This window comes from Campylobacter gracilis, from assembly GCF_018374135.1.
Taxonomy (GTDB): domain Bacteria; phylum Campylobacterota; class Campylobacteria; order Campylobacterales; family Campylobacteraceae; genus Campylobacter_B; species Campylobacter_B gracilis_A.
Genome location: NZ_JAHAFS010000011.1, coordinates 22,972 through 49,526 on the forward strand (window position 1 = coordinate 22,972; position 26,555 = coordinate 49,526).

At 46.2% G+C, this 26,555-nt stretch carries 20 protein-coding genes and 1 tRNA gene; 3 read left to right on the top strand and 18 right to left on the bottom strand.

Going from position 1 to position 26,555, the window contains the following annotated elements; genetic code table 11:
• Positions 1–202 precede the first annotated feature (202 nt).
• Positions 203–631: a hypothetical protein gene (locus tag KH703_RS06355; protein WP_040303372.1), complete on the top strand. Its 429-nt coding sequence runs from the start codon at positions 203–205 to the stop codon at positions 629–631.
• A gap of 158 nt (positions 632–789) precedes the next feature.
• On the top strand, positions 790–1,185 hold the full coding sequence (locus tag KH703_RS06360; protein WP_304295048.1) for a DUF411 domain-containing protein: 396 nt from the start codon (positions 790–792) through the stop codon (positions 1,183–1,185).
• A gap of 232 nt (positions 1,186–1,417) precedes the next feature.
• On the opposite strand, the gene KH703_RS06365 is transcribed toward KH703_RS06360, so the two are convergent.
• The 18 genes from KH703_RS06365 to KH703_RS06450 form a co-directional block, all read right to left on the bottom strand.
• Positions 1,418–1,491 (bottom strand) — tRNA-Gln (locus tag KH703_RS06365).
• Positions 1,492–2,459: 968 nt separating this feature from the next.
• Positions 2,460–3,518 (bottom strand): HAD family hydrolase, encoded by a 1,059-nt coding sequence (locus KH703_RS06370; protein WP_304295050.1) that lies wholly within the window; start codon positions 3,516–3,518, stop codon positions 2,460–2,462.
• 66 nt (positions 3,519–3,584) lie between these two features.
• Positions 3,585–4,607, bottom strand: a complete 1,023-nt coding sequence (locus KH703_RS06375) for an OmpA family protein (protein WP_297941712.1) — start codon at positions 4,605–4,607, stop codon at positions 3,585–3,587.
• Positions 4,608–4,706: 99 nt separating this feature from the next.
• Positions 4,707–5,096 (bottom strand): 30S ribosomal protein S9, encoded by a 390-nt coding sequence (gene rpsI, locus KH703_RS06380; RefSeq protein WP_005869670.1) that lies wholly within the window; start codon positions 5,094–5,096, stop codon positions 4,707–4,709.
• Between the two features lie 2 nt (positions 5,097–5,098).
• Positions 5,099–5,524, bottom strand: a complete 426-nt coding sequence (rplM, locus tag KH703_RS06385; protein WP_304295053.1) for a 50S ribosomal protein L13 — start codon at positions 5,522–5,524, stop codon at positions 5,099–5,101.
• A 115-nt stretch (positions 5,525–5,639) separates the two neighbouring features.
• A complete protein-coding gene (locus KH703_RS06390; RefSeq protein ID WP_304295055.1) occupies positions 5,640–8,558 on the bottom strand; it encodes a RecB-like helicase in 2,919 nt (972 codons plus the stop codon).
• Positions 8,545–11,454, bottom strand: coding sequence for a PD-(D/E)XK nuclease family protein (locus tag KH703_RS06395; protein ID WP_304295057.1), 2,910 nt, complete (start codon positions 11,452–11,454; stop codon positions 8,545–8,547). Before KH703_RS06395 ends, KH703_RS06390 begins: the two co-directional genes overlap by 14 nt.
• Positions 11,455–11,729: 275 nt before the next feature.
• Positions 11,730–12,455 carry a response regulator transcription factor gene (locus KH703_RS06400; RefSeq protein WP_304295058.1) on the bottom strand — a complete coding sequence of 242 codons (726 nt, stop codon included), beginning with the start codon at positions 12,453–12,455 and terminating at the stop codon, positions 11,730–11,732.
• 803 nt (positions 12,456–13,258) lie between these two features.
• Positions 13,259–14,377: a glutamine-hydrolyzing carbamoyl-phosphate synthase small subunit gene (gene carA, locus KH703_RS06405; RefSeq protein ID WP_304295060.1), complete on the bottom strand. Its 1,119-nt coding sequence runs from the start codon at positions 14,375–14,377 to the stop codon at positions 13,259–13,261.
• Positions 14,377–14,928: a DUF507 family protein gene (locus KH703_RS06410; RefSeq protein WP_304295062.1), complete on the bottom strand. Its 552-nt coding sequence runs from the start codon at positions 14,926–14,928 to the stop codon at positions 14,377–14,379. Before KH703_RS06410 ends, carA begins: the two co-directional genes overlap by 1 nt.
• 74 nt (positions 14,929–15,002) lie before the next feature.
• Positions 15,003–16,253, bottom strand: coding sequence for an adenylosuccinate synthase (locus tag KH703_RS06415; protein WP_304295063.1), 1,251 nt, complete (start codon positions 16,251–16,253; stop codon positions 15,003–15,005).
• Positions 16,250–17,113: an ATP phosphoribosyltransferase regulatory subunit gene (locus KH703_RS06420; protein WP_304295064.1), complete on the bottom strand. Its 864-nt coding sequence runs from the start codon at positions 17,111–17,113 to the stop codon at positions 16,250–16,252. The genes KH703_RS06415 and KH703_RS06420 overlap by 4 nt, the downstream gene beginning before the upstream one ends.
• The gene (locus KH703_RS06425; protein WP_304295066.1) at positions 17,110–21,177 is read right to left on the bottom strand and encodes a diguanylate cyclase domain-containing protein; all 4,068 of its coding nucleotides are present in this window, start codon (positions 21,175–21,177) and stop codon (positions 17,110–17,112) included. The genes KH703_RS06420 and KH703_RS06425 overlap by 4 nt, the downstream gene beginning before the upstream one ends.
• Positions 21,178–21,228: 51 nt before the next feature.
• Positions 21,229–21,918, bottom strand: a complete 690-nt coding sequence (gene modB / locus KH703_RS06430) for a molybdate ABC transporter permease subunit (RefSeq protein ID WP_304295068.1) — start codon at positions 21,916–21,918, stop codon at positions 21,229–21,231.
• Between the two features lie 849 nt (positions 21,919–22,767).
• Entirely contained in the window at positions 22,768–23,616 is an 849-nt protein-coding gene (locus KH703_RS06435; protein ID WP_304295070.1) for an ABC transporter ATP-binding protein, read from the bottom strand.
• Positions 23,603–23,995: a molybdopterin-binding protein gene (locus tag KH703_RS06440; protein ID WP_304295072.1), complete on the bottom strand. Its 393-nt coding sequence runs from the start codon at positions 23,993–23,995 to the stop codon at positions 23,603–23,605. The genes KH703_RS06435 and KH703_RS06440 overlap by 14 nt, the downstream gene beginning before the upstream one ends.
• Positions 23,995–24,762 (bottom strand): molybdate ABC transporter substrate-binding protein, encoded by a 768-nt coding sequence (modA, locus tag KH703_RS06445; protein WP_304295074.1) that lies wholly within the window; start codon positions 24,760–24,762, stop codon positions 23,995–23,997. Before modA ends, KH703_RS06440 begins: the two co-directional genes overlap by 1 nt.
• A gap of 101 nt (positions 24,763–24,863) precedes the next feature.
• Positions 24,864–25,652, bottom strand: coding sequence for a TOBE domain-containing protein (locus tag KH703_RS06450; protein WP_304295075.1), 789 nt, complete (start codon positions 25,650–25,652; stop codon positions 24,864–24,866).
• A 183-nt stretch (positions 25,653–25,835) separates the two neighbouring features.
• Between KH703_RS06450 and KH703_RS06455 the strand changes: the two genes are divergently transcribed.
• Complete coding sequence (locus KH703_RS06455; RefSeq protein WP_304295077.1) at positions 25,836–26,555, top strand: VacJ family lipoprotein; 720 nt, start codon at positions 25,836–25,838, stop codon at positions 26,553–26,555.

Consider the following 26,555-nt stretch of genomic DNA (forward strand, 5'->3'; position numbering starts at 1 on the left):
TTGGTAGCCAAAAAGGCATTTGCCGTGCAAAATTTAAAAGCCCGTTTGGTATGAAACTTTGAATATTATCCGAAATTTTATAAATTCCTACTGAAACGCCTCGCAAAATTCCTACGAAATTTCAAATTTCAAGGGCTCGGATTTATTTTAAACTAAAGATAAATGTGCTACTATCGCAACGAAATTTTTGAAGGAGAATTTTATGAGAAATTTAATAGCTGCGCTCGTAGCAGCGGTATTTTTTATCGGTTGTTCCAACTGGAATATATCCAACGAACCAAGCGGAGTACGCAATCAAACAAAATCCCAAAGCAGCAAAACAAATATCGGCGGCGTAAATGATAAAGTCCAAGAGGTTTCCACCGCAGGCACCACCGATATGGTCGAAACGACCTTGCCCGATAGCACAGGTATGACTAATGCGCCGAAAGACCGCAGCGATGCATTTCATATCAATCAAGTAATTTCTGCATGGAATAAACAGCCAGACTCCATCAAAACAACCGAAGACAATGGCAACATATACACCTGGAAAAACTATAAGCCAGGCTGCGACGTATCACTTACCAGCGACTCGGAAGGCTACGTATCAAAATCCGCTATCAAATCAGCACTGTCTCAGTGTCTATAACTAACTTATCCGCGACGCCGAAATTTTAAAATTTCGTAAAATTTCGGCTTACGAGCGGGTCTGCTTCGTCAAATTTAATCTTAGAGTTATATGGTTCGCTCTTAAAAATTTACTATTCGTATTGTATAATCGAGGACTTTTAATCACTGGAGCAAAATATGAAGAAAATTTTATTTGCAGGTGCGCTTTTAGCGGCATTAGGAAGCTATGCGGCGGCGGGCGAACATGTTAAGGTCTATCACGGCGAGAGCTGCGGCTGTTGTCACAACTGGGCAAAATACATGGAGCAAAACGGATTTGAAGTCGAGATGATTTCGCTGGCTGACGAGCCGCTTATCCAGAAGAAGAATGAGCTCAAACTTCCGCTGGAGCTCGCTAGCTGCCACACCGCGATCATAGACGGATATATAGTCGAAGGGCATATGCCAGCAAGCGAGATCCGCACGCTACTAAAAAATAAGCCTAAAGACGTCATCGGCATAGCAGTGCCTGGCATGCCGCTAGAAGCGCCAGGTATGGAGCAAGGCCTCAGCCCGAGGTCTATGATGTGGTAGCGTTTAAAAAAGACGGCTCGTATCAAAGCATCGCCACTTACAAAGGCAAAGAAAAAATCAAATAATCCGCCGCGCTTCAAAGCGGCGAACTTACTTATTGGCTCGATAAAATTTTGCCTATTTATGGCTTGGCACAATTTACTTTAGCCGGCGAATGCTGCCACGATCTGCAAAAATGACGCGCAAATTAATTTCAAACGCTAGCTATGATAAAGGGGATTAAAAATTTAAGTGGATGGGCTAATAGGGGTCGAACCTATATTCACAAATCCAGAGTTTGTTGTCCTGCCATTAGACGATAGCCCATTGCGGAAGCGGTATTTTATAGAATTTTGCTTTAAAAAAGCATAAGAGCGGGCGGAATTTTAAAATTTTGTAAAATTTTAGATTAAATTTAAAGCCCTGCTGCGCCGAAACGATAAAATTCAAACGCAAAAGCTAACGCTGCTTTCATCGGCTCCGATAAAAGAATATGGCTATCATCGCGGAGCTCAATTTTAAAATTTGGCTAGTTCATCCTGTATTTGCGCCTTTGCGAGCTATTTATCGCAGGATGAAATTTTAGCGCATGAATCCACCTCAAAACATATATGTTTAGTGCTCGCTGGGCGCGGGCGCGACCTTAAATGCTATAAATCACACCGAAAATCCGCAGCGAGCATAATTGCGACAAACCCGAATACAGCGCCCTAAATAAGTGTCAAATAGACTTGCGGCAAGATCGCACAAAAAGCCTGTCAAATACTTGCCTCAAGCGAAGCATAGAATTTATCGCGATTAAGTTAGGTTTAACTAAAATCAAAGCCAAAATTTGAGCACGAAGATTGCATAAAATTTCTTGCAAAAGCCATTCGCAAACTCAAAAGACATTGCAAAATTGCGTAAAATTTGGCTACGGCAAGATTTTCCAGTACATTGTGTTAATACAAACCGAAAGTGAATAGAACACAATTACTCGAGGTAGCAAAATTTTCCCATACGCTGTTAATACCGAACATTGACGAATCGATCAAGTACTATGGACAAAGTGAAATATTCCCGTACATTGTTAGTTCGGCACATACAATTACTAAACCAGAGCAGAAATATGCGAAATTTAACTCCGCGTATCGTTTGAACACTTACCTCCAGCTAAATAGCGCGGACAAATTTTATATTGCGCGCCGTTTAAAACGCAAAAATTAATTGGAAATTTTAAATTTCGGGCGCGGGTTCACTTCTAAGTATTCGCAAAAATAGTGCATCGAAGCTAGAAAAATTTCGCTCCGTCGCGCCTAAAATTTCGATGAAATTTCGCGTATCAACTCAACCGCCTCTTTTGCGTCCGCGCATACGAACTCGAAATGCGCCCGTAGCTCCGAGGCACTGCCGTAGCCGCAGCTTACGCCCACGCTTCGCACCGCTGCCGACTTTGCCGCGATAGCGTCAAGTAGCGTATCGCCGATCATAAAGATATTTTGGCTTACAGAAGGCAGGATTTCGTCACTGCAAATTTTGTCATAACAAGGAGTGGAATTTAGCTCATGTGCATCATAAATTTTACCGCCGCGCGCGCCGCCTTTATCGCTCTCGCCCTCGATGCTGACACCGCTCTTTTGACCCTTATCGCCAGCCTCGTATCTATCGCTCTTTGCTTCGCTTAAATTTTTAAACGAAATTGTATCGGAATTTTGACTCGCAATACTGCTTAAATTTTGCTCGAAAACTTTGCCAGAATCAGGATCAAGCGCAGGAAGGCTCTTTAAATCAGGCGCTGAAATTTCATTCAAAATCGCGCTCCTGCTAGCAGCGCTTGTGTTTTTATTGGCAGTAGCATAGCAAGCTTTACTGCTAATTGTATTTGAACTTTTGCTAGCGGTCGCGCCGCAAATTCCTAAATTTTCGAGCGCCTTTAAAATCGGTTCAGCGCTTGGTTTGGGATCTTGCACGTCCTCTCGTCCGACGATGGTGCCAAAAAATTTCGCGACACCAAGATGCTGCAATAAAATTTTAGAAAATTTCGACGTTTTGGTGGTTACGACGCCTAAATTTGCAAACTCGCTCGCCGCACGAACCGCCTCGAACGCACCGCTTAGCAGAACGGTCTGATCTAAAAAAGTCTGCGCGTATCGCTGTTTGTAGGCGAGCACGAAATTCTGCACATCGCGCGTCACACCTAGACGTTCAAACATCACTTCTAACGGATGCCCGATAAGCCTTTTAATCGCTTCGTCGCTAGGCTCTGCGGCGCCCAAATGCGCAAACGCGTAGTGAAAGCCGTCCAGTATCGCGGGCGTGGAGTCGATGAGCGTACCGTCGAGATCAAAAAGCAGAGTGGTTTGGAAATTTGGCATTTTAAAATTTAATTTGGATATAAAAAAAGCGGAGCCGAAGCTCCGCTTATGTGGATCTAGAAAAGATTATTTTCTAAATTTAGCATCTACGCGTCTATTTTGAGCGCGGCCTGCTTTAGTAGCGTTTGTAGCGATAGGCTTAGTCTCACCGTATCCTACAGTGGTGATTCTGCTAGCATCTACGCCGAAGCTCTTAAGCGCACCTCCGACTGCAGCAGCTCTGCGCTCGGAGAGCTTTTGATTATATGCATTCGAGCCGGTGCTATCGGTGTGACCCTCTAGAATTACTTTGTAATCAGGGTGAGCTACTAGCACATCGCTTACGTTTTTAATCTGGTTCATAAACTCAGGGGAAATTTTTGAGCTATCTGTAGCGAAATTTACGCCCAAATTTAATCTAATAACTTTCTCGCAACCATATTCATCTACAACTACACCAGCAGGTGTGCCTGGACATCTATCGACATTATCGCATACGCCGTCGTTATCTGCGTCTTTGCAGCCTGTAGGAGCCGGAGCGGCAGCTGGAGCTGCATCAGCATATCTCTTGCCAAAATCAACTGCAAAGCCTAGAGTATAGAACAATACGTGGTTGCCGTCGTCAAATCTGATAGCATCGCGTGCTTCAAGTTTTGTAGCGAAGTTGTCGGTAATGTAGTATTTTAGACCCAAGCCGTATTGACCAAAGCCGCTATCTTGATCGCCATCGTTGTAAACGTCTTTAGTGTAATCCATATATCCAAGACCTAGCAAGCCGTATAATTTGAAATTATCGGTGAAATTTACCAAGTCTTTTACAGCATTGATATGATAGTATTTAGCGTCAGGCTTATCGTTGCCTACTCTATGAGCTAAATCCTCTACGCCGATATTGCGAGAGTAATCAAAACCAACCTCTACTTGATCGATAAACGAATCTTGTAGATTTTTGGCAAGACGTAGACCGAACATAAAATTCGAATCCAAATCCATATTGCCCTCATGAGTCATTCCGCCAATAGTAGGGGTGATCTCCCAGTGATAATCAGCATCGCTAGCGAACAATGCGCCGGATGCACACAAGCTTAATGCAAGTAGAACTTTCTTCATTAAACATCCTTTCAAATAAAGTTATAATTCGATATTACCATAAAATTTTTAAAGAATTTACAAATTTGCGACAATTTCGCCACAAATTTGCAAAAAACATTATCTCTTAGAGAACTGCGGACTTCTACGCGCTTTGCGGCGACCGAATTTCTTTCGCTCGACCACGCGACTATCGCGAGTTAGCAGACCTTTTGGCTTAAGAGCCGCTCTAAAATCCTTATCCATCGCGGCAAGCGCTTTTGAAATTCCGTGCTTTAGCGCATCCGCTTGAGCCGAATATCCGCCGCCTAAAGTTTGCGCGGTGATGTCCATCGAGGTCTCTTGTTTAGTCGCCAAAAGCGGCTGAACAACCCTTAGCTTGATCGCTTCGTGACCGCCTAGCCAGGTGTTTAGATCCATACCGTTTACTACGATTTTGCCGCTTCCCGGTTTTACCCAAACCTTAGCTACGGCAGTTTTTCTCTTTCCGGTTGCATAAATTGTCGCCATGATTATTTTCCTTTTTTAGTTGTTTGCGCAGTATGAGGGTGCTCGCCGCCTTCATATACGAATAGCTTTTTGATCATTGCCTTGCCGAGCTTCGTCTTAGGAAGCATGCCGCGAACCGCAAGTCTGTAGAGTTTTGCGGGATTGTTTTTAAGCAAGTCTTGAAATTTCACGCTCTTTACGCTTCCGAAATAGCCCGAGTAGTTGTGATAAAGCTTGTCGTCGCCCTTGTTATTGCCGGTAAATACAGCTTTTGAAGCGTTGATGATAACGACGTAATCTCCGCAATCCACGTTTGGAGTGTAGCTTGGTTTGTGTTTGCCGCGTAGCAATACCGCAACTTCGGTAAGCATCCTACCGAATCTTTTGTCGGTCGCGTCGATAACGACCCAGTCGCGCTTAACTTCGCTCGGCTTTGTAATTTCTGTCATGGTTTCCGCCTTATTAAAATTTGAGCTGTGATTATATAGAAATATCCTTACGTATAGCTTAATTTAAGCTATTTTTAATCTGTCTGCGCTCAAATTTCATCTAAATTTTAAAATTTTATCCCTCTTCATTCACTTCGATTAGCCTAGCATCCGCGGCTTCGAGAGCCAGCACGAAGGCGCGCACTCGCGCATGCGGATAAAACTCGCGGATCACGCTTTTATACCGCGCCACTTGAGCTTTGTTTTGCGCGAGGTATTTTTCGGAGCTCTTGTAATCAAAAAGCAAAATTTCATCCTGCCCAAAGCACGCCAGATCCACGCGCAAAAGATCATTCTCCGCGCTTTTAATCGGCATCTCTTTATAAGCTTGAGCGCCCTTTATCAGAGCTAAAAATTCCTCGTTTTTACTTAGTCCTAGCGCCCGCGTCGCGATATTTTCAAAATCCGCGTCATTTAAAAATTTAGCGTAGCGACCTCTCGCCAGGCCTACTCCTCGTAAAATTTCATCCGCCGCAAAGCTTTCGCTCATCTCGAGCGCATAGTGCAGCGCCTCGCCGAAATATATCGCGCTTAGCGCCTCCGTTTCGCCGCCGCCTGCTTTTTCTTGCGCGCCTTGAGGCTCGCCCGCTACGAGCGCGATCTTTTTGCGCGGCGGCTGCTCTTCTGATTTTACGGAGCTTGGGATTACGTAGCCGTATTGAAAATCCGGGATATCCAGCCACTCCACGACGCCCGCGCCCTTGGTCTTTTTGGCATAAGGCGAAAAAAAGCTATAATTGTATTGATCTATTTTTGCCTCGGAGCGTTTTACGATGATGAGCGAGCGTTCAGCGCGTGTAAATGCTACGTAGAGCTTGTTTATATCCTCCTCGTGTGCAGAGCGATCGTTTTCGTCCATTAGCGCCGCAAATTCCGCATCCAGGCTCTTTCTGCTCGCAAATTTATAAAAAATTCTCCACTTATGCGTGGCAAAATCATAGTCCGTCGCGAGCTTTGAGCTATCACCCCGGTCTTTTCCTCCGATGCGGTCGCAAACGATTACGTGCGGGAACTGAAGCCCCTTGGACTTATGCACGGTCATAATTTTAATGCCACTTTGTTCCTTGGCAAATACCTCCGTTTCGTCGTTTGCAAACAGATACTCGCTAAAACTATTAAATTTTGCCAGCGTCTCAAAAAACAGCAGTAGATCCGGATCGACAAAATTTAATTTCAGCGAGCTAGCGATAAATTCCGCCGTTTTTTGCGCGTTTTTATGCAGATCGACCGCTATCTTTTTAAGCCGCCTCCCTAAAATCGCTTCGGCGTTTCGCAGATAAATTTCATCGCCACCTACGCAGAATTTCGCGTATTGAATTACGGCATTTACCTGCTCGCTGCAACGCAGAGCCTTATTTGAGCCGCTGCAAACCTCGCAAAATTCCGATAGCATCTCTTTTAGCGCGCTTACATGCTCGTTTTTCCAGCATAAAATCGCTATATCATCAGCTCTCACGCCGCACTCCTCAATAAGCCTGCGCGCTTGCTCCGCAGCCCCCTTTAGCACATCGTCGTATGAAAACGCTGCTACGTAGCCGTAATCGTCGCTTTGCACCTCAAATAGCGGCATTTGTGGATGAGAAAGAGGATAATCCTTGATTTTTTGCAGCACCGAAGCGGGCAGATCGCTATCTAGCTTATTTGCCGCGATTTGATCTTCATAAGACGCAAATTTATCGCGCAAGATCTCATTTACAAATTTTACAATGAGTTTTAAGCTGCGATAATTGCGCGGCAGGCTCTGCGTTTTGATTTGACTAAACTGCTCGCGCAAAATATCAAAAATTTTTCTCTCTGCGCCGCGAAATTTATAGATGCTCTGTTTTTTATCGCCTACGTAAAAAAAGCTGCCACAGCGCTCCTCCGCCCCTTTGCCAGCAAGCGCCTCAGAGATTAGCGGCAGCATAATTTCATACTGGCAAATGTCGGTATCTTGGAATTCGTCAATTAAAATATGCGTGATTTTAGAATCGAGCCTGAAATACAAAAGCTCGCGATTGCCCTGTAACGCCTCTGCGCTTGGATTTAGCAGCGAGTGCACGGCTGCAGTGACATCGCCGAATGTAAGCTTGCGACTTTTGCGCTGCACCGATTTAAGCGCTTCGGCATAAATTCTAATTAGTCCTGCCAGCTTAGCCGCATATACCGCATCCATCCACGCTATTTCGCGAGCTATGGCGTCTTTCAGCCTTGCTAGCTCGCCGTCAAGATGCGAAATTTTTTTAAGCTGCGAGCGCGGATAATCGAAACTACCGTTGGCAAGAGCCGAAAGAATGAAGCCCGAAGATAATTTTGACAGATCACCAACAGGGCTTAGCCCATTTACGGCTCCCGCGCTTACGCCCGCATCTCTCGCCGCTTTTTGCAAGTGGGATAAAATTTCATTTATCTCTGCCAGCGCGGAGCTTGCGGGAAGCGTGGGCGGATTTATGCTTATATCGCCTCTCCAAATGCTTTGCAAGCTATTTAAAAACTCACCCTTTGTCATTCCTGAGTCGCTTACATAATCCACGACCTCTCTTAATAGCGCTTCGTTTTTACAAATCACGCCTAAAAACGCCGCCTGCTGCACGCCCAAAATCCCTTCATCGTTTTCAAAGCTCGGATCGATGCCGCTATTTAGCGCAAAGGAGCGCAGAGCTTTTGCAAAAAACGCATCGAAGGTAAAGACATTTAGGCTCTCGCTTAAAAATTTAGGCAGTAGGCGCTGTTGCGCTGCCATAACCTCATCCGCGCTCATATTTAGATCCTCGCAAATTTGCGCCAGCTCGGGGCTTGACACAAGGGCGCCGTCGCGCACGACAAGCAAATTTTGAAATTTCTCCACGATGCGCGTTTTCATCTCAGCAGCCGCTTTTTTAGTAAAGGTAAGCGCTAAAATTTCATTGATCGGCTCACCTTTTAGCACCAGCTCGATGAACCTGACCGCGAGATTGAAGGTCTTGCCGCTGCCTGCGCTTGCTTCAAGCGCCAGATAATTTTCAAATTTTGCCATCGATCTGCCCCTTGCAAATGATTTTATAATCGCAGTATTCGCAGCTTTGCACCGCTTCCGTGCGCGTAAAAGCGACCTCGCTTGCAAATTCCTTGCCGATAGAGCTTAGCGTCTCGCGCAGATTTTCTAAGCTAGGCGTTTTGTCGCCAGGAGCCGCAAACGCGCAGTCTTTTAGCGACAGATAGGCGCATTCGCACTCCTGGGCTAAAAGCGCGCGATAAAACGTAAGCTGGAATTTTTCCATATGTTTTTTAGCCGAACCACGTTTGTAATCGATGATAAATTTCCGCCCTGTCTTGTCTTCGTCGATACGGTCGATCCGTCCGCTCAGCCGCACCCCGTCAAGCTCGCCTTTTAGCGATACTTCACTACCGCTAAAGCCCCAAATTTGCTCATGCTCTTCTAAAAGCCTAGCTAGCTTTTCTACCGATTTTAACTCAAGTTCCGCATCAAAGCGCGCGATGCCCGCTTCTCGCGCGAGCTGCGAATAAATAAAGCGAAATTTTTCCATGCTAAATTTCATCCCCGCTCGCTCATATAAACGCTGAAAACTCGTATGTAAAATTTTGCCCAAAAGCGCATTATCCTCGCCAAATTTTAGCCCCTCCTTCAGCCCAAAAACGTAGCGGTAATAATACTTCCTCTTGCATTCTAAAAACGTATCCAACCGCGAAAACGACAGCTCCTCGGCAAAAAAATCATGGCGAGCCACGGGGTCTTCTTGTCCGCATAAGGCGGGCTTAAATTCCTCCCGCCCAAAAAGCCGCAAATAATCCTCCTGCGAAAATTCCGCGTCTTGTTGCACTTCAAAGCTTTTCAAAAACCGCGAAGGCAATTTCTCGACGCTTTGCAGATAGCAAATCGCGCTTTTTTTAGCGCCTCTTAGCAAGCCGTCGTAGTAAAATCTTTGTAAATTTTCGCGGTCCGCGTGGCTGATGAGCCCTGCTCTAGCGCGCAAAGCAGAGTTTAAAAACATCTCTCCGCTACTGCGCTTAGGCACCAGATCATCGTTAAAATCGGGGATTATCACGCCGTCAAATTGCAGTCCGCGGCTCTCTAAAAGCCCCATTACCGTGACCTTTCCGCCACGAACATCATCAAGCTTAATGCGCGAAATTTCTAACAAAAAAAGATCGATCAGATTGCCTAAGCTTAGGTTTTCGTCCTTAAATTTTCGAAGTAAAATTTTAATTAGATATAGCGGCTCTTTTAGCTTTTCTTGCAGCAGCGCGTCGCTAATTTTAGGTAAACAGGCGAGCTTGATAATTAACGCCTCGAAATGCTCGAAGCTTACTTGCTTTGCAAAATCGCGCACGAACTCGCCAAAAAGCGCCTCATCCACACCCACACTCGCAAAAAACAGATCAAGCTCCTGCGGGTTTGGGCGCTGCGGATATTCATCTGCACCCTCGTGCATTTTAGAGTGCCTAAAGCAATCGCGCCGCTCAGGGCTTTTTGAATACCCATCTTCCTCCTCAAGCTCTATATGCTCCAGTTGCATAGAGTATCGTAGGCTCTTTTGCTGCTTTAAAAGCTCTTGCTGTTTTGCACGAGCCGAATAATCGCGCTGCTGCGCACACTCCAAAGGCTCTTGAAACTCCGTAAAATCCAAAGAAAAGCTTTGTTCTCCCGCGCTATTCGTGCGTTCCGCCGAAATTTCGCGCAGAATTTCAAAATTTTCCGTATTTTCAAACTCTCGCGCAGACATAAAATTTAAATCCGTTTTGGAATTTGAAAAAATTTCGCAATCAGGCGCGGAATCTTGCTGTGTAAAATTTTGCGAAATAGAATTCTCCAAAGCGAAATTCCCAAGCGCTAAATTTTGCTGTACCGCAGAATCCTCCGTATTCAAGAATCCTCCCTCCGGGCTTTTAAATGCGCGGTAATCTACGCCAAATTTCGGCGTGCGCGCTTCTTTTAAGCACTGCGAAATTTTCTCTAGCGTTACATAAAATAGGCTATCTTTAAGCTTCTCTCCCATCGCGAAATTTAACATGCGGTGCGAGCCGCGAGCCCTTGCGATACGCTCGTCGTAAAGCCGCAGCGTACCGGCAAAGCTCTCGTCGGGCAAAATCACCGCGATGCGCTCCGGCGCAATGCCCGCGCGCACAAAGGATGAAATTTTTTCAAAAACATAGCTCGCCTGCAAGCTTCGCAGCTCAAAGCCTCTACACACAACCGCTCCGCCCACGCCTAGCGGCTCTCGGCTTAGAATTTCACCCGTACCAAGATTTACGCGATATGCAAAACCTGGCCCCAGGCTTATGCCGCAAAGCTCCTCCACCGCGCGCACGGGCTTAGAATTTAAGGTCGTGGCTCTAAAGCTCAACACAACCTCGCCAAGCTCCGCCGCGCGCTTAAAAATCTCGAACTCAAATGCGCTAGGATTGCCGTCGATTTTGATTTCTATCCGCTCAAATCCGCGCAGATAGGACTCGTTTAGCTCATAAAGCGCGGGTAGCGTGATCTCGTCGTAAAATCCATGCTCGCGCAAAATCCTTGCATACGCCCCCGCTAGCTCTCGCAGAATTTCAAAATGCTCGGCGTACCACGCGTAGGTATCGCTAAGATCGAGCGCATCGATACTCACGCGCTCCGTCGCAAGCTCCTTGAAAAAACCAAAAAGATACTCGCGGTTACGCATAAACTCGTAAAGCTCATTAGGGAATTTAAGCCTCTCGCCTGCACGTTTGCTCTCGTTTACCGCCTGCTTCATAAAAAGCGCGCGATCTATCTCGCCGCAAGCGACAAGATCCGGCACAAAAAGCGCCTTTTCGTAGAATTCCGCCAACGTAATCCTGGGCGCGAGCACGCCGCCACTCTCGCTTTGTAGCGCCGCGCGTAGCGCACGCGAGCTGGTGTAGACAAAAAGATTTTTAGAGGGCAAATTTTTCAAAACAAATCCTTTATGAGCGATTCGCAGAACGCGGAATTTTGCGATATTTTAGCAAGAAATTTTTAGTTTGGGCTTTTAAGCAAAGAAGTTTTTGAGGAGCCTGAGAGGCTAAATTTTATCAAGTTAAATTTAGTAAGTTGGACGAGCGTCAAATTTTAATCTGTGGCGCTTTGAGCGCGAAATTCTGCCTCGCTCCGCATTAATCGCGACGTATTTAGATGCAAAATTTTACGAGTGGATTCCGTAAATTACAAAGCAGCAAAACGCGATCAAATTTAAGCAGGCTCAAGCTCGATCTTGTATCCTAGGCTCGGGACATTTTTTATGATTTCGCCTCCCACTTTATCGCGGATACGCTTGACGAAGGTACGAAGCGCCGTATCGCTCACGGCTCCTTCGGTCCAGACATAACGCTTGATCTCGTCGTAAAGCACCAGCTCGCCCACGCGACTGGCTAGTAGCGAAACGAAAGAAAGCTCCTTTTTAGTAAGCACGATCTGCTCGCCATCCTTCAGTAAAATACGGCAAAGCCCGTCAAATACGTAGCCGGCACCCATATTTACGACTCGTACAGAGTCCAGCTTAGACTTCATCAGCGCACTTATCTCTAGCACAAATGCGGCGATATCTACCGGCTTAAAGTAATACCGCTCGACGCCAATCTCCATAACGCCTTTTAGCTGCTCCTCCCTACTGAAGCCGCTAAGCACCACGATAGGGGCATGTGGAAAGATCTGTTTGATCTGACGTATCATCGCTAGCCCATCTTCGATCGGCATCAAAATATCGGTAATGACGAGATTAGGGCTAAATTTTTTAAATTTTTTCACACCTTCAAGCCCGTTTTGGGCATTGTAAACGTTGTTAAAAATACCCTCAAACGCCTTATGCAGCGAGGCTAGTAATTTAGTATCATCCTCGACTAGCAAGACGTCCAGCTCTTTTAAAGCGCAGCTCATAGCAGACCCCTCAAGGCGAAATTTCAAACGAAATTCTTTCAAATTTTCTCTTTTATTGAGCTTAAAATAATGTTAAGTTAAAAATTTAATTTCATAAAGTAACACAACTCTTATTTTAGGTGCAAATATGGGCGGGATTAAAAAAACAAGCGTGAGTAAAAACTGCAGCCTAGGAGTGGGGCAAAATTTAAAGTGACGCGAGCTAAATCTTATCGGTGCGAAAGAGATTTAAGAGCGGCTGAAAGTAAAATTTTAAAGTTAGCGCAGGTAAAATTTCACTACGCGGCGGAGCGGAATTTTATTTTAGGCAAATATTTTAGAGGGAAATGAAACAGCGCTGATAAGGTTTTAGTAGGTAAACGGCGCTAGATAAAATTTTACGGGCGGCAAAGCGTTTATTGGCATAATTTTGACAGCAACAAGACGACTTCTCAAATTTAAACGGCTTAAGACTGCGCGAAATGTACCGCAGGATCTGTTTTGAAAGAGCTAAGCGCACCAAGTCTGATCTTTAAAGTGCATGAAATTTAGCCGCGTGTGCGCTTAAAAGCTACGTGGAAGCAAAATCGCGCAAATGAAAAGTTACGGCGCGCAGCCAGTTTAAATTTAAAATCGCGACTAGCGCAGATCCGTTTCATCCAAAAAGCTGCTTAATCCAAAATCACCGCGGCAATCCTCAGCCCGCAAAAGCACACTTTGCGTACCGCTCCAGCCTGCAATTATCCAGGCTGCGACGGGTTTTAAATTTACGACGCAAAGACCGCTTTAGAATTTAAAGCTTGCCGTAAATTTAAAATTTTACCGCGCGACCGCGGTAAAATTTCATGCGGGCAAAATTTTAAAAATCATAAAATTTCAAGAAATTCTTTGAATATATATTTGCTCTCTGTTGGCCCCGCGCTGGCTTCGGGGTGGTGCTGCACCGAAAATACGGGATACTCTTTGTATCGCACCCCCTCGATCGTGCCGTCGAAAAGATTGCGGTGCGTGATCTCGCAGATCTGCGCAATCGTTTCGGGGACATTGTAGTTGTGGTTTTGCGCGGTAATCTCGATCGATTTGGTGCGCAGATTTTGCACGGGGTGGTTTGCGCCGTGCTGGCCGAATTTCAGCTTGTAGGTCTCATACCCCATCGCGTTGCTTAGCAGCTGATGACCCAAGCAAATTCCAAAAATCGGCATGCGCGCTTCGACCATCTTTTTGATCTGCGCGATCTCCTCTTTAAGCATACGAGGCTCGCCCGGGCCGTTTGATAAAAACACGCCGTCGATCTGCCCTTCTTTAAGCTTAGCAATCAGGCTCTCTGCCGTAACGTCGTGCGGAAAAACCTCGACGCCGAGCCCCAGATCGCAAAGCTCGTTTAGGATATTTCGCTTGACGCCGTAATCGATCACGGCTATCTTTTTACCGCAGCTTACGGGCTGAGCGTAGCTTCCGCGCTCGGCGTTCCAGCGACCCGATGTGTGCTTATACGGCGCCTTCGTGCTTACGATGCTTACGTAGTTGATCTCCTCTATGTGCGCAGATTCGCTGAGCGCCTTTTTAAGAGCCGCTTTATCGCTAATCTCGGTAGAGACGAAGGCGCGCAGACTGCCCTGATCGCGCAGCATCTTGGTTAAAAATCTAGTGTCGATATCGTAAACGCCGAATTTTCCGTTTTGCAAAAAATAATCCTCCAAGCTCATCTGCGAGCGAAAATTTGAAGGCTCGTTGTTAAAATTTCTTACGAAAATTCCGCTTGCGTGGATTTTGGAGCTTTCCTTGTCATTTTCGTTGATACCTACGATGCCGATTTCAGGCATAGTGAAAATAATAAACTGCCCCGCGTAGCTAGGATCGGAGATGATCTCTTCATAGCCGGTGGCAGAGGTGTTAAACACGAGCTCGCCGAATGCGCTGCCGCCCTTGCCGAACGCCTTGGCTTGCAGATAGATGCCGTTTTCTATGTAGATATACGCGTTCATCACAGCATGCCCCGTTTTCTTAGCTCCTCTTCGTAGAGCTTTTCAAACACCAGCTCGTATTCTTCGGTACCGGGGAGCAATTTTTGTTTGTAACCCTCGATCTTTTCATAGACCACATCCTCAATCTTTTGATAATTTTTAAGATATTCGTCGATCGCGTTATAAATTATCGTTTTTAGCCTGTTTTCCGAGACTTTGTAATCGATCAAATTTTTCTTCCAAACGGTTTCTAAAATTTTATGCGATATGGTGCCGTAGCGATCCTCGAAATTTAGCTCGAAATTCTCGTCGTTTGCGATGTGGCGTTTGATGAGCCAAAACATATCTTTTTTATTCACGCTCATCTCATCTAGCTCGCTTATGCGCTCATCTATCAGCTCGTTTGCGCGTTCGTCTATCGCTCTTTCTTTTTGCAGATCGCCCCTTATGATCTCATCTGCTTCCTTGGCGACGGGCTCTATGCCTGCACTAAGCGTAACGCAGCCCGAGTTTAGCAGATCCAGCGCTATTTTATGCGCGATATATGGCACGTGTGGTAGTCGTATTCGCATGATCGTTCCTTTAAATTCAGTTCTACGAGCGGTCGCGCCGCCCGCAACGGGTAAAATTTAAAATTTTGCCCGATTTATAAAATTATCGTGTCGCTTCTTTCGGGACTGGTAGAGATAAAGCCCACCTTCGCGCCGCTTAGCTCCTCTATTTTGCGGATATAATTTTGCGCGTTTTGCGGCAGATCCTCAAATTTTGAAATTCCTTTGACGCTGTCCCAGCCAGGCATCTGCTCATAAACCGGCTCGGCAGCTTCCAAATCGATCGGAAAATAATCGATCTCCTCCCCCTTATAGCGATATGCGCGGCAAATTTTAATACTCTCAAAGCCGTCTAGGACGTCAAGCTTCATAAGCGCGAGCTTGTCGATGCCGCTAAGGCGCACGGCGTATTTCGTAGCCACTCCGTCGAACCAGCCGCAGCGGCGCGCCCTGCCCGTCGTGGTGCCGTACTCTTTACCGATCTCGCGCATCGCCTCGCCTTGCGGACTCTTATCCTCGGTAGGAAACGCGCCGTTGCCCACGCGGGTGGTGTAGGCTTTTAAAATTCCCATCACCGTGCCGATATCTTTCGGCGCGAGCCCGAGCCCGCTGCAAGCCCCGCCCGCGATGGTAGTCGAGCTCGTGACGTAAGGATAGGTGCCGTGATCGATATCAAGCAGGCTTCCTTGCGCGCCCTCTACGAGCACGCGCTTGTCGTAATCAAGCGCCTTCCACAGCATGTGCGTGGTATCGGCGATGTATGGCTCGAGCGCGCTTTTATAGCGTTTTAGCTCGTCATAAATTTCAAGCTTGCTAGGGATTTTAACCCCCGCTTTTTCAAAAACGCTCTCATGCGAAGCAAAATCGCGCGATAGCGCCTCGGCAAGCCTTTCAGGCTCTAAAAGCTCCACTACGCGGTGTCCCGTGCGCGCGATCTTATCGGCATACGCAGGCCCTATACCCTTGCCTGTGGTGCCGATTGCAAGCTCGCCCTTGCTCTTTTCGCGCGCTTGATCGATCAGCGAGTGGTACTGCAAATTTAAAAACGCCTTCTCGCTTATGAAAAATCTGCCCTTTAAATTTTCAAACTGCGCCATCTCGGTAATCAGCACGTCGGGGTTGATCACGACGCCGTTTCCGATAATGTTGATGATATTTTTGTGAAGCACACCGCTAGGAACTAGATGCAGCGCAAATTTCTCGCCGTTTATGACGATGGTGTGGCCCGCGTTGTGCCCGCCACTGCTGCGACATACGAAATCGTAATTCGCGCTTATCATATCTACGATCTTGCCCTTGCCCTCATCGCCCCACTGGGCGCCGATGACTACGTCAACTTTACTCATTTCTCATCCTTTTGCATAATTTTTTCTATCAAAGCATCCACTAGCAGCGCAAAGCCGCTGGATTTTAGCCCGTCAATCTCGTAATTTCCGCCGTTACAATACACTGCGCCCGCGTCTAAAAATCTAAAAAATAGCGCGTCGTAATAGCGCATTTTAGAGTAATACAGCAGCGAAACGCAGATGCGCTCGTAATCCACGCCCAGGCTTAAAATTTCATCTAGGCATGGCACGAGCTCTTCAGGCACCTGCGTGCGCAGAGCCTGCACGTCCTTTAGCGATGTGGCGCGAGCCGTAGCATCCAGCCAAGGCAAATTTTGCTCAAGCAGCGTCTCAATCTTGCCCTTTTCAAAAATTTCAAGCGGCAAATTTAAAATTTCGCAGATTTTTTTCGGAATTTCGATGTTGCTTAGCTGAAGCGCGGGCATAAGATCAAATTCTTTAAAAAATTCCTGCGCGATTTTAATCGCAAGGGGCAAATTTTTCTCTCCGATCAGCTCTGCGCCGATCTGATAAAACTCGTCGCTTGGGTATTTGAAAGTAGGCTGGACATAAAATAGCCGCCTTAGCTTATCGTCTTTCAGCCGCTTGCGCACGATACGCACGACGTCCACGGTGCTGTCTGCTCGAAGCGCTAGCTCGTGGTTCGTGGGATCGGAGAGCTTAAGAAGCTTTTGCGGCGCGACGCTTAGGTGCTGATGATATGAAAAATATGGCGTTAAAATTTCGCTAAAGCCGTTTTTAACGAGGATTTCGCTCGCTTTATTTTCCAGCTCGCGCTTGAGCTGCGCGCTCTTTCCGAAATAAAGCCTCGAGCCGTTGGGTATCTCGTGATCGAAATCGGCGCTAACGCTATCTATCATGCTGCCTCCAAATCGCTTATGAACTGATCTAGCCGCGCCCTAAAGCCTGAGATGAAGCTTACTAAAGCGCGATAATCAAGCGAAAGAATATCTAAAATTTGCTTACGTATTTCTGTAGTTAACGCAAATTTTTCGCTGCCCGCGCTTTGAGTTTTGTTTAAAATTTCACCGAATTTTGCTCTAAAGCCTTCAAATTCTCCGGGGCTCAGATCGCCCGCATCGGCGCGCGAAACGAAGCTTAAAGCAAGCTCTTTGTAATCAAGCGCGTTTAAAAAGCCGATAAACTCGTCCTTACCGATAGCCGCGAGCTTCGGCGTGTCTTTAAAGCGCGCGATAAAAGCGTCTATCTCTTTGCGATCCAGCGCTTTTGCGATAAAATTTCCCTGCAGATAGTTAAATTTCAAATTGTTTAAGAGCCGCAGCGACAGCGCGTTTTCGACCCCTTGAGCGCCAAGAGCGAAGCCAAATTCTCGCTTTAGCTTACCCGTGATCTCCACCATCGTTCGGATAGCATTTTTTTTCTTGCCTATGTCAAGGCAGAGCTCGCGGTCGATTTTAACGACATCGAAAGGCTGGGCATTCAGGAATGGGATATTATTTTTATTTGCACTATTAAGGGCAAATTTAATCCCAAGATCTGCATAACGCCCACGCGCAGGTGCGAATCCCTTAAAATTTTGCTCGCTAAAATCGGTTATCTCAAACATCAACTCGCCTTTTGCATTAGCCCTGTCTCGCAAGCTGTGAGCTACGAAATCGTAAAATTCGTCGTTTGTAAGCACGGCTATACTTACGTTTATCGAGCAGTTTGCGCCCGTTTGAGCATTAAATTCCATCATCTTTGAAAACGCAAATTTTGAGATCGGTAACTCAAATCGAGGCTCGCTTAATATCTGCGCAAAATCCTGCGGGGCAAGAATTCCGCGCTTTCCGCGATCCCAGCGTAAAAGCAGCTCATATCCGTAAATCTGCGCGCCGCTAATGATCGGCTGATAGAGCACGAAAAACTCCCCCTCTTCGATCGCTGCAGCAATCCCTTCTTCGCTAGGTTCGTCTGCTTCGGCGCGCTCAAAGATGCAGTAGCGGTTTTTGCCGCTCGTTTTAGCGCGATACATCGCTCTATCGGCGCGCGATAAAAGTCCTGAAAATTCGATCTTTTCGCTGCCGTCGTAAAACGCTGCGCCAACGCTGATGCTTGCGCTGATCTCATTGCCTTTAAGATTAAATTTCATCTTTGAAATTCCAAGCAGACGGTCTAATAGCACATGCGCCGCGTCCTTGCTTTGCAGATCGCCGATGATAGCGCCAAACTCATCGCCGCCTAGGCGCGCCAAGATATCGCCTTTACGCAGTAGCCCACTCATCGCCTTTGAGATCGCTTGTAAAAACATATCGCCGACCTCGTGCCCATAGGTGTCATTGATCGCTTTAAAGCCGTCAAAATCGATGAAAAGCACCGCCATAAGCTTGGAATTTTCGCCCGAGTTTGCGGTAAATCTCTGCGCAGCCTTCATAAAATACACTCTATTCGGAAGCCCGGTAAGCGCGTCGTAATGGGCGATCTTGGCTAGCTCGCTCTCTTTTTGCTTGATCTGCGAAATTTCGGTAAACATCAGAATGAAATTTGAAGTAAGCGAAAAATCATCCTTTATCGCAATTGCCGTAAATAACGCAGGAAAGGTGCCGCCGCCTCGTTTTAGTCCGTAAATTTCATCTTTGTAAGAGGTCTGTTTGCCAACGAGATTTTTTCTAATCCTCTCCATCACGTCTGCCCCGCCCTCTGTAGGAGCGAAGAAATTTGGAATTTTGCCGATAGTTTGGCTTTCGCTATAGCCGGTGATTTCATAAAAGGCGTTATTAGCGCGCAGCACGCGACCGCTCTCATCTGTGATTAAGATCGCCTCTAGCGAGCGCGAAAAGACGTTGGCGTTTAAATTTAACTCCAGCTCCGTCTGTTTGCGCGAGCTAATATCTTCGAGCGTAGTTTTTACAAGGCGCGAGCGAGAGCCGTGCTTTTCGGTGACGTAGCCTTGCATACTGATCCAAGTATAGGCATTAGCGGCATTTCGCAGACGGAATTCACAGCTAAAATCGCTTCTAAGTCCGGCGGTGCATTCGCGGATCATTTTATTGAAATTCTCTAAATCCGCGAAGTAAATTTCATAACTGAACTCCCCAAAGCTCATCGCAGTGTTTAGCCTTTTGCCGCGATATTTTAAAATTTTAAAGTAATTTTTATCAAACGACAGCGTCTGCGCATCAAGATCGATTAAGCAGGTGCAAAAATTCCTAGTCTCGATTACGGTGCGGTAAAAGTCCAAATCCTCCTGTAAGCCGCGGATCGCCTTAACATCGTCGTCGATATTTTGAAAATAAAACGCAGCCCTGGCGGCGGACTTTTTGACATAGATGCTCACTTCGTAGCTATAGCGGATATTGTCGTTGTGGCGAATTTTATAGCTTTGAGAAAAGCTTAGCTCTTCTGAAGGCATATCGGCTAAGCGGTTTAAAATTTCGTTTTTAGCCTCATTCGCATCCTTTTCATCCAGCAAATCCCATAGCCTTATCTCGCCACTTAAAAACTGCGCCGCTTCGTAACCCCAAAGCTCTTTTATATTTTTGCTAGCATCTACGATCTTGCCCGAAGTGTAGTCAAACACGAGTGTAACGATAGGCGCGTGATTTAAATACTCATATTTTTGCTTAGTTTCATCGTAAAATCTGCGATATTTTGACGCATCCAGCACCACAAAAAGGGTTGAAATTTTACTTCCGTCGCGGATATAAGATTTTTTAACATAGAGGTCCTTGACGCCGTTTTTGGTCTCTTGGCGGGTTACGACGTAGTTTTCTTTGACGTAGTTTGCGCGCTGGGTTTGATAGGCGTGATCGTAAAACGAGCCTGCTTGCAGCGCGAAGATATTCCGCCCTACGACGTCATCGCCGTAAAGCTCGCGTGCGCCGTTGCTAGCGCTTTCGATCGTGCCTGCGACGTTATCGATACTAAGCACTGAAAGAGAGCTGTATTTTAGCGCATCTTTAAAGCTGAGGCTAAAATCGCCGTGGCGCAGATTAGACTTCAAAACCTCATCTATGGATTTAGAAATTTCTAAGACGGAGCTTAGCGGATTTAGCGCTTCTATATCTCGAATTTTGGAGTGATAGTCCCCTTGGCGCAGCGCGTTTTGAACTGCTGCAAGCGGGATGAAAACGCGCTTTTTTAAAAACGTAAAATTTGAAATTAGAAGGATTAAATAAGCCAAAATAGCTGCTGCTAGCGCTACGACGATAAAATCGTCTGCGCCCAAAAAATAGCCGGCTCGTTCGCGAGCCATTACGAAATTATCCCCAAATTTCGCAAGATAGGCAAAGCTTAACCCAGATTCGTCTTCGAAGCTTACCACTTCGCCTAGGCGCGAAAAATCAAAATCCTGCCCCAATATATCGGTTGCGCTGCCAGGAGCGTTAAAAAATTTACCTTCGGCATTAAAGACCAAAATATCTCCCAGCGAAGAGAGTCTGGCAATCGACCTAGCGGTGTTGGCAAAGCCTAGCAGATATGAATCAGCATTTACACGCTTGATCAAAAAATACCGCCACGCCCCATCCATCATCATATAGCGCGATACCCATTCATCCTTTTTTAGCTCGCTTGCGATATCCGCAAGCCGTATCTCGCCAAGATCCGAAATGCGCGCATCCGATGAAAAATGTGCTAAGCTCTCCTGCTCCGCGCCGTGGGCGCGCATATAAAAAATAGCGTCAAATCTATGAGAAGATTTTACGACATTACGGATCAAATCCGCATAAAGCTCGCTTTGTGCAGCTTCGTGCCTTGCGTCCAAAGAAATGATATTCTCTTTTAGAATTTCAAGCTCGCTAAAAAGCGACTCGTCGGTATTTTTAAGTAAAGTAATCGCCGTGCGCGTCCGCAAATCAAGCTGCGTAGCGATCCTAGTGCGCAAAAAGCTAATCTCGCAAACTACTACAAGCGTAAGTAGCGCAGCGCCTAGAATCAAGGCGGCGTTAAATCTTTCGGTAACGAAGTCTTTTTTGTTTTTCATGCCAAATTCCAAATTTTGCGGGATTTTAGCAAATTTCGTTTTAAAGCCTATTTAAGCTTTGATTTTTGCTCCGCGCGCGCCCAAAAAATGCATGATTAAAAGCACCACGAAGCTAAAGATAAGCATCAGCGCCGAATATGCGTGAGCCTGCGCAAAATCGAGCGTCTCAGTCGCTTCGTAGATCGCGATGGAGGCGACCTTGGTCTGCTCGCTCACGCTGCCGCCGATCATTAGCACGACGCCAAACTCACCCATCGTGTGCGCAAAGCAGATCACCAAAGCGCTAAGTAGGGAGTGGCGAATTGCTGGCAATGCGACGCGAAACAGCTTGGGAAAATAGCTCTTATCCAGCGAGTCGCACGCCCAAAAAAGCGAGCGCGGAAGCGAGCGAAAGCCCGAAACCAGCGGCGAAAACATAAACGGCAGCGAGTAGATACAGCTCGCGATCACGAGCCCGCCGAAATTAAATACGAACCGAAGCCCGAAGTGTTTGTCAAAAAACTCCCCTAACACCGAATAGGGCGATAGAAAAACGAGCAGGTAAAACCCTAGCACCGAAGGCGGCAGCACGAGCGGAAGCGAGATGATCGATTCGATCACGCTTTTGCCGCGGAAATTTTTTCTCGCCATAAAAAATGCAAGCGGCACGCAGATGATAAACAACGCAAATGTCGTTAAGCTCGCAAGCTTTAATGAGACGAGAAACGGCGTGTAATCGAGCCCCTTTAGAATTTCAAACATTTATCCTCCAAGCCGAGCCGCTGGGCTCAAACTATAAAATCTTAAAAGCCTAGCCCTGCTTTAAAATTTAGAGGCAAAGCTAGATAGAATTTACGCAAATCTCATAGTCATAAGGCCTTGCAAAATGAAATTTTGAAAAATTCTGCGCAGAGCTAGCTGCGCAAGAACTTTAGCAAAATGAAATTTTAAAAATTCCATGCAAGCCGAACTGAGCGGAATTTATAAAAGTGCTTGGCTAATAAATTTCTTCAAGCGTGCGAATTCCACTGAGCTTTTAAGCTCTCTACCAAGCTGGCAAATTTTCAAGGCCACGAATTTTGCCTAGCTAAATTTCAAAAAGCTTCACTAGGCTTTAAAACTTGAGCGAGCAGGATTTATCTGAGCGCAAATTTCACGCAAGATATAGCCAAACGGCGTTCTCCGAACAACTTAGCGGAATTACATTGAGCCCGACAAAACGAAATTTTAAAATTTCGCAAACTTAAAAAACCGGGTTAACGAAACCTTGCCACAGCTTGCAAATTAAGCGAGTTTAGCACGCAAGCTTCAAGCCGTTAAAGCTTTTAAAATTTCAAAGTCACAAAATTCAGGCAAAATTCTAAATCTGGAATTTTAAGTTTTTGCGAAGCTTCACATTAAATTTTTTACCAAGATCGCATGATAGAATTCACGCAACTCCTGCCAAAAAAGTAAGCTAAAAGCCGCTAAATTTAAAAATAAACCCACCGCCGCCAAATAATAAATTCAAAGAAGGAATTTAACGATGCCTGCCTGCGCAAAATCTAAAATTTAAAGCTTAATTTCCGCACGCTATCTAGCCTCGCATTGCAATTTTGCTCTAGCCTGCGTTTAAATTTTACGCAGAGTGATATTAAAAGCTTTAGCGCCTGTTTTGACCTCGTCGCCTACTTGCAAGCCCTCGGCTTCCGTATTGCTTAGCACCACTTCGCATAGCTGGCTACCGATCGCTACGACGGCTACTTTGACCCCGTCGCGTGCTTGCAAATCGACAACTTTGCCCGCGAAAGAAAACTTCTGCGAGCCGCTAGTTTTAAGAAAAATTTCCTCCGGCGTACCGGTGCGGACGATCCTGCCGTCCTTCATCTCATAAACTCGCTTGCAAAGCCTATAAATCTCGCTTACGTCGTGGCTTACCAAAATCACAGTCTGATGAAACTGCTCGTGGATCTTTAACAAATATTCTTGGATTTTTTCACGCATCGTAAAATCAAGCGCCGAAAGCGGCTCGTCAAGTAGCAAAATTTCAGGCTCCTGCATCAGTGCGCGAGCAAGTGCCACGCGCTGTTTCTGCCCACCACTAAGACCCTCTACGCCGGATTTTGCAAACTCGCTAAGCTCTAAAATTTCAAGCAACATCGCAGCTTTTTGCGGATCGTTTCTGGCAAAAAGTAGATTGCCCGTCACGCTCATATTCTCAAAAAGTGCGTAATCTTGAAACAGAAAACCGATTCTGCGCTTGCCTGCGCTTAAGAATTCATTGCCTTCTTGTAGCACGCGATCGCCGTCTTTTATGCTACCACTATCTGCGCGCAAAAATCCCGCTAAAATGCGCAGCAGTGTAGTCTTACCGCTGCCGCTGCGCCCATATAGACATACAAACGAGCCTTTGTTAATCTCTAAGCGAGCATCAATCGAGAAATCATCACTGATTTTTTTCTTACAATCAATCGTTATCATATTTTTCTATATATATCGCAGTGGCGCTAATGTATGCGAAAACCTCGTCGCCCTCGCGTAAAGCAAGCTCCTGCGCAGAATGCGCGCTAATGAGCACATCAAAGCTTATCTTGCCTTCAAACCTGAGCGCGCATAGAATTTCGCCCAAGCTTAGGCTCGTAATCTTGCCGTGAATTTCGTTTTCGCTAGATATACCACTTAGAGCTTCGCGAGATAAAAGCACATCGGTGCTTTTAAAGTCCACATAAACTTCACTGCCCACCTTAAGCTCGCTACTTAGCTGCAAAAATACGCCGCGCAGCTTGATGCCGCCCGCGATAAATCCTACAGAATGGATGCCGTCTTTTTGTAAAATTTCGTTGATTCTCGCTCTAATCATTAAAACTCGTATCCGTATTTAGCAAAGATCGCCTTACCCTTATCGCTTAGGATAAAATCATAAAATGCCTTGGCTTCGGCATTGTCTTTGGCGCGGTTTAGCACGACCATGCCTTGAGCTATCGGCTCGTAGAGCTTGGTGTCGACCAAGACGAAATTTTCGCCCTGCTTGCAAGGCTTGCCGTTGCAGCCGTCCTTTGCCATCTTAGGCGCATACATCGCGCTGGCCGCGATAAAGCCGACGTCGGAAGCTTTAAGCGCTTGCGAAAGAGCCTCGCCGATCGATTTTGCTTCTACGATTTTGCCTTTGATCTCATCGTAAACCCCCGCTTTTTGGAAGGCCTGTACGCTTGCAGTGCCGTAAGGAGCGGTCTTTGGATTTGCTATCGAAATCGTTTTGACGCTAGGGTCTTTTAAAGCTTCAAGCCCCTTGCTAAGATCTACACCGCGCACGCTAAACATCGCGACCTTGCCCTTTGCGTAGGTTTTGGCAGGCGCCGTCGCAAAGCCCTCCTTATGCAGATCGTCTGCAAATTTCATATCCGCCGCCATAAAAATATCAAACGGCGCGCCGTTTTTGATCTGCGTGCTAAGCGCACCGCTGGCGCCCAAGCTCACGTTTAGCGTGGTTTGCGGATGCAGCTTGGCAAATTCCGCCTTGATCTCGTCAAACGCATACGTCGTGTTCGCAGCGGCTGCTACGCTGACCTCTCCTGCGCTAAGCGCGCCTGCGGTTAAAATTCCTAAAAGCACTGCTTTTAACTTCATTTTATGCCTTTCGTTTCGGCTCTCGCCGAGAATTGAATTGTATCTAAAATTTTAAATTTACGCCTTAAATTTTAAAATTTTGCGCACCTAATTTCACCCTATTACGCGCCAATAATGATTTCGCTAGGCTCGATGATCGCCGTTACCTCATCTCCTACTCCTAGAGCCATCGCGGTGGCAGATTCTCGCGTGATGATCGCGGTGATGTTTTGATGCGAGCTTGTGCCTAGACAGATCTCTGCGTTTACTGCGCCAATTTTGACCTCGCTAATCGTGCCTTTGATTTGATTCGTCGTGCTAAGTTTTAGCTTCTCCGAAGCTCCTTTGGCAATGATGACGCTTGGAGCCTTGAATAAAAACAGCACATCCTTGCCCGCCTTTAGCCCTAAATTTTTTTCGCTCTCTACGGTTACCGTCGCGCATAAAATTTCACCACCTGCGAGCTTAGCCGTGATCTGCGAGTTTACAGCGCCTGTTTGAACATCCGTAATCTCAACGCTTAGCTGATTTCGCGCAGAAAGCTTCATACCGATCTTCTCTAAGCTCAAAAGGCTCTCTTCGGTGATCTCGTCAAGCTTTAAAATTTCACTCAAAAACGTCTCGCCCGCGTGGCTGATAGCATCATAAGCGCGAATCAGCTTGTGAGCGTAAGGGGTGAGCTCGGAGCCGCTATTTTTCTTTGTGCCTTGAGTGCGGACGATGAGCGGCTTTTTGCTCGCGTTGTTGATTAAATTTAGCGCATCCCAGCCGTTTTTATACGACACTCCTACGATCTCCGCAGCCTTTGTAATACTTTTAGTCTCATCTACGGCCTTAAGAAGCTTAATGTGCTTGGCTAGAAGCGATGCTTCGTTGCCAAGTAGGAATTCCAAAGCAAATTTTGCATCCATTTTCATCCTTTCTTATTTACTTTCGCGTGATTTTATAATATATCCTCTGATATATTTCTTAAAGAGCCGCAGGCTTTATTTTGCGCTATAAAGAGGGAAATTCTATATGAAATTTTACCTTTATTGACAAAATTTCTTTAAATTTGTAAAATCGCCACTTTGATTTATAAAGAAGGGTCACATTTGAAATTTATAAAAATTCTATTCTTAGCCGTAGCATTGGCACTCTGCGGTTGCTCGCAAAAGCAAGACGTAGCGCCTGGCGATACGGATAGTTTTGATGCGGAGTTCGCGCAGCGTGAGGTTTTCGATCCACTTAGCGGCTATAACCGCGTTATGACGAGCTTTAACGACGTATTTTACTCATACATACTAACCCCCGTAGCCAGCGGTTACGACTATGTAACGCCCGATCCGATTCAAGGGGCATTTTCAAATTTTTTCTATAATATTTTATATCCGATGAGGCTCGTAAACAACCTATTACAGGGTAAATTTGAAAATTCTTGGGATGAGACAAAGCGGTTTTTGATCAACTCGACCGTCGGCTTCGGCGGGCTTAACGATATGGCGGGCAAATACTACGGAATTCCGCGCCACGACGAGGATTTCGGGCAGACACTAGGATACTGGGGCGTGCCGGCAGGCCCTCACATCGTCTGGCCGATTTTGGGACAGAGCAATCTCCGCGATACAGCGGGGCTTGTCGGAGATTATTTTTCAAACCCGATAAATTATATTAAAGATGGCACCGTTCGAAACTCCGTCAATGGATTTAGAATATTTAACGACTACTCGCGCGATCCGAAATTTTATGAAAAAATGACCAAAGATGCGGTGGGTCTGTATCCATTTTTACGCGATGCTTACGAGCAAAATCGCGAAAAACTAATAAAGGAATAA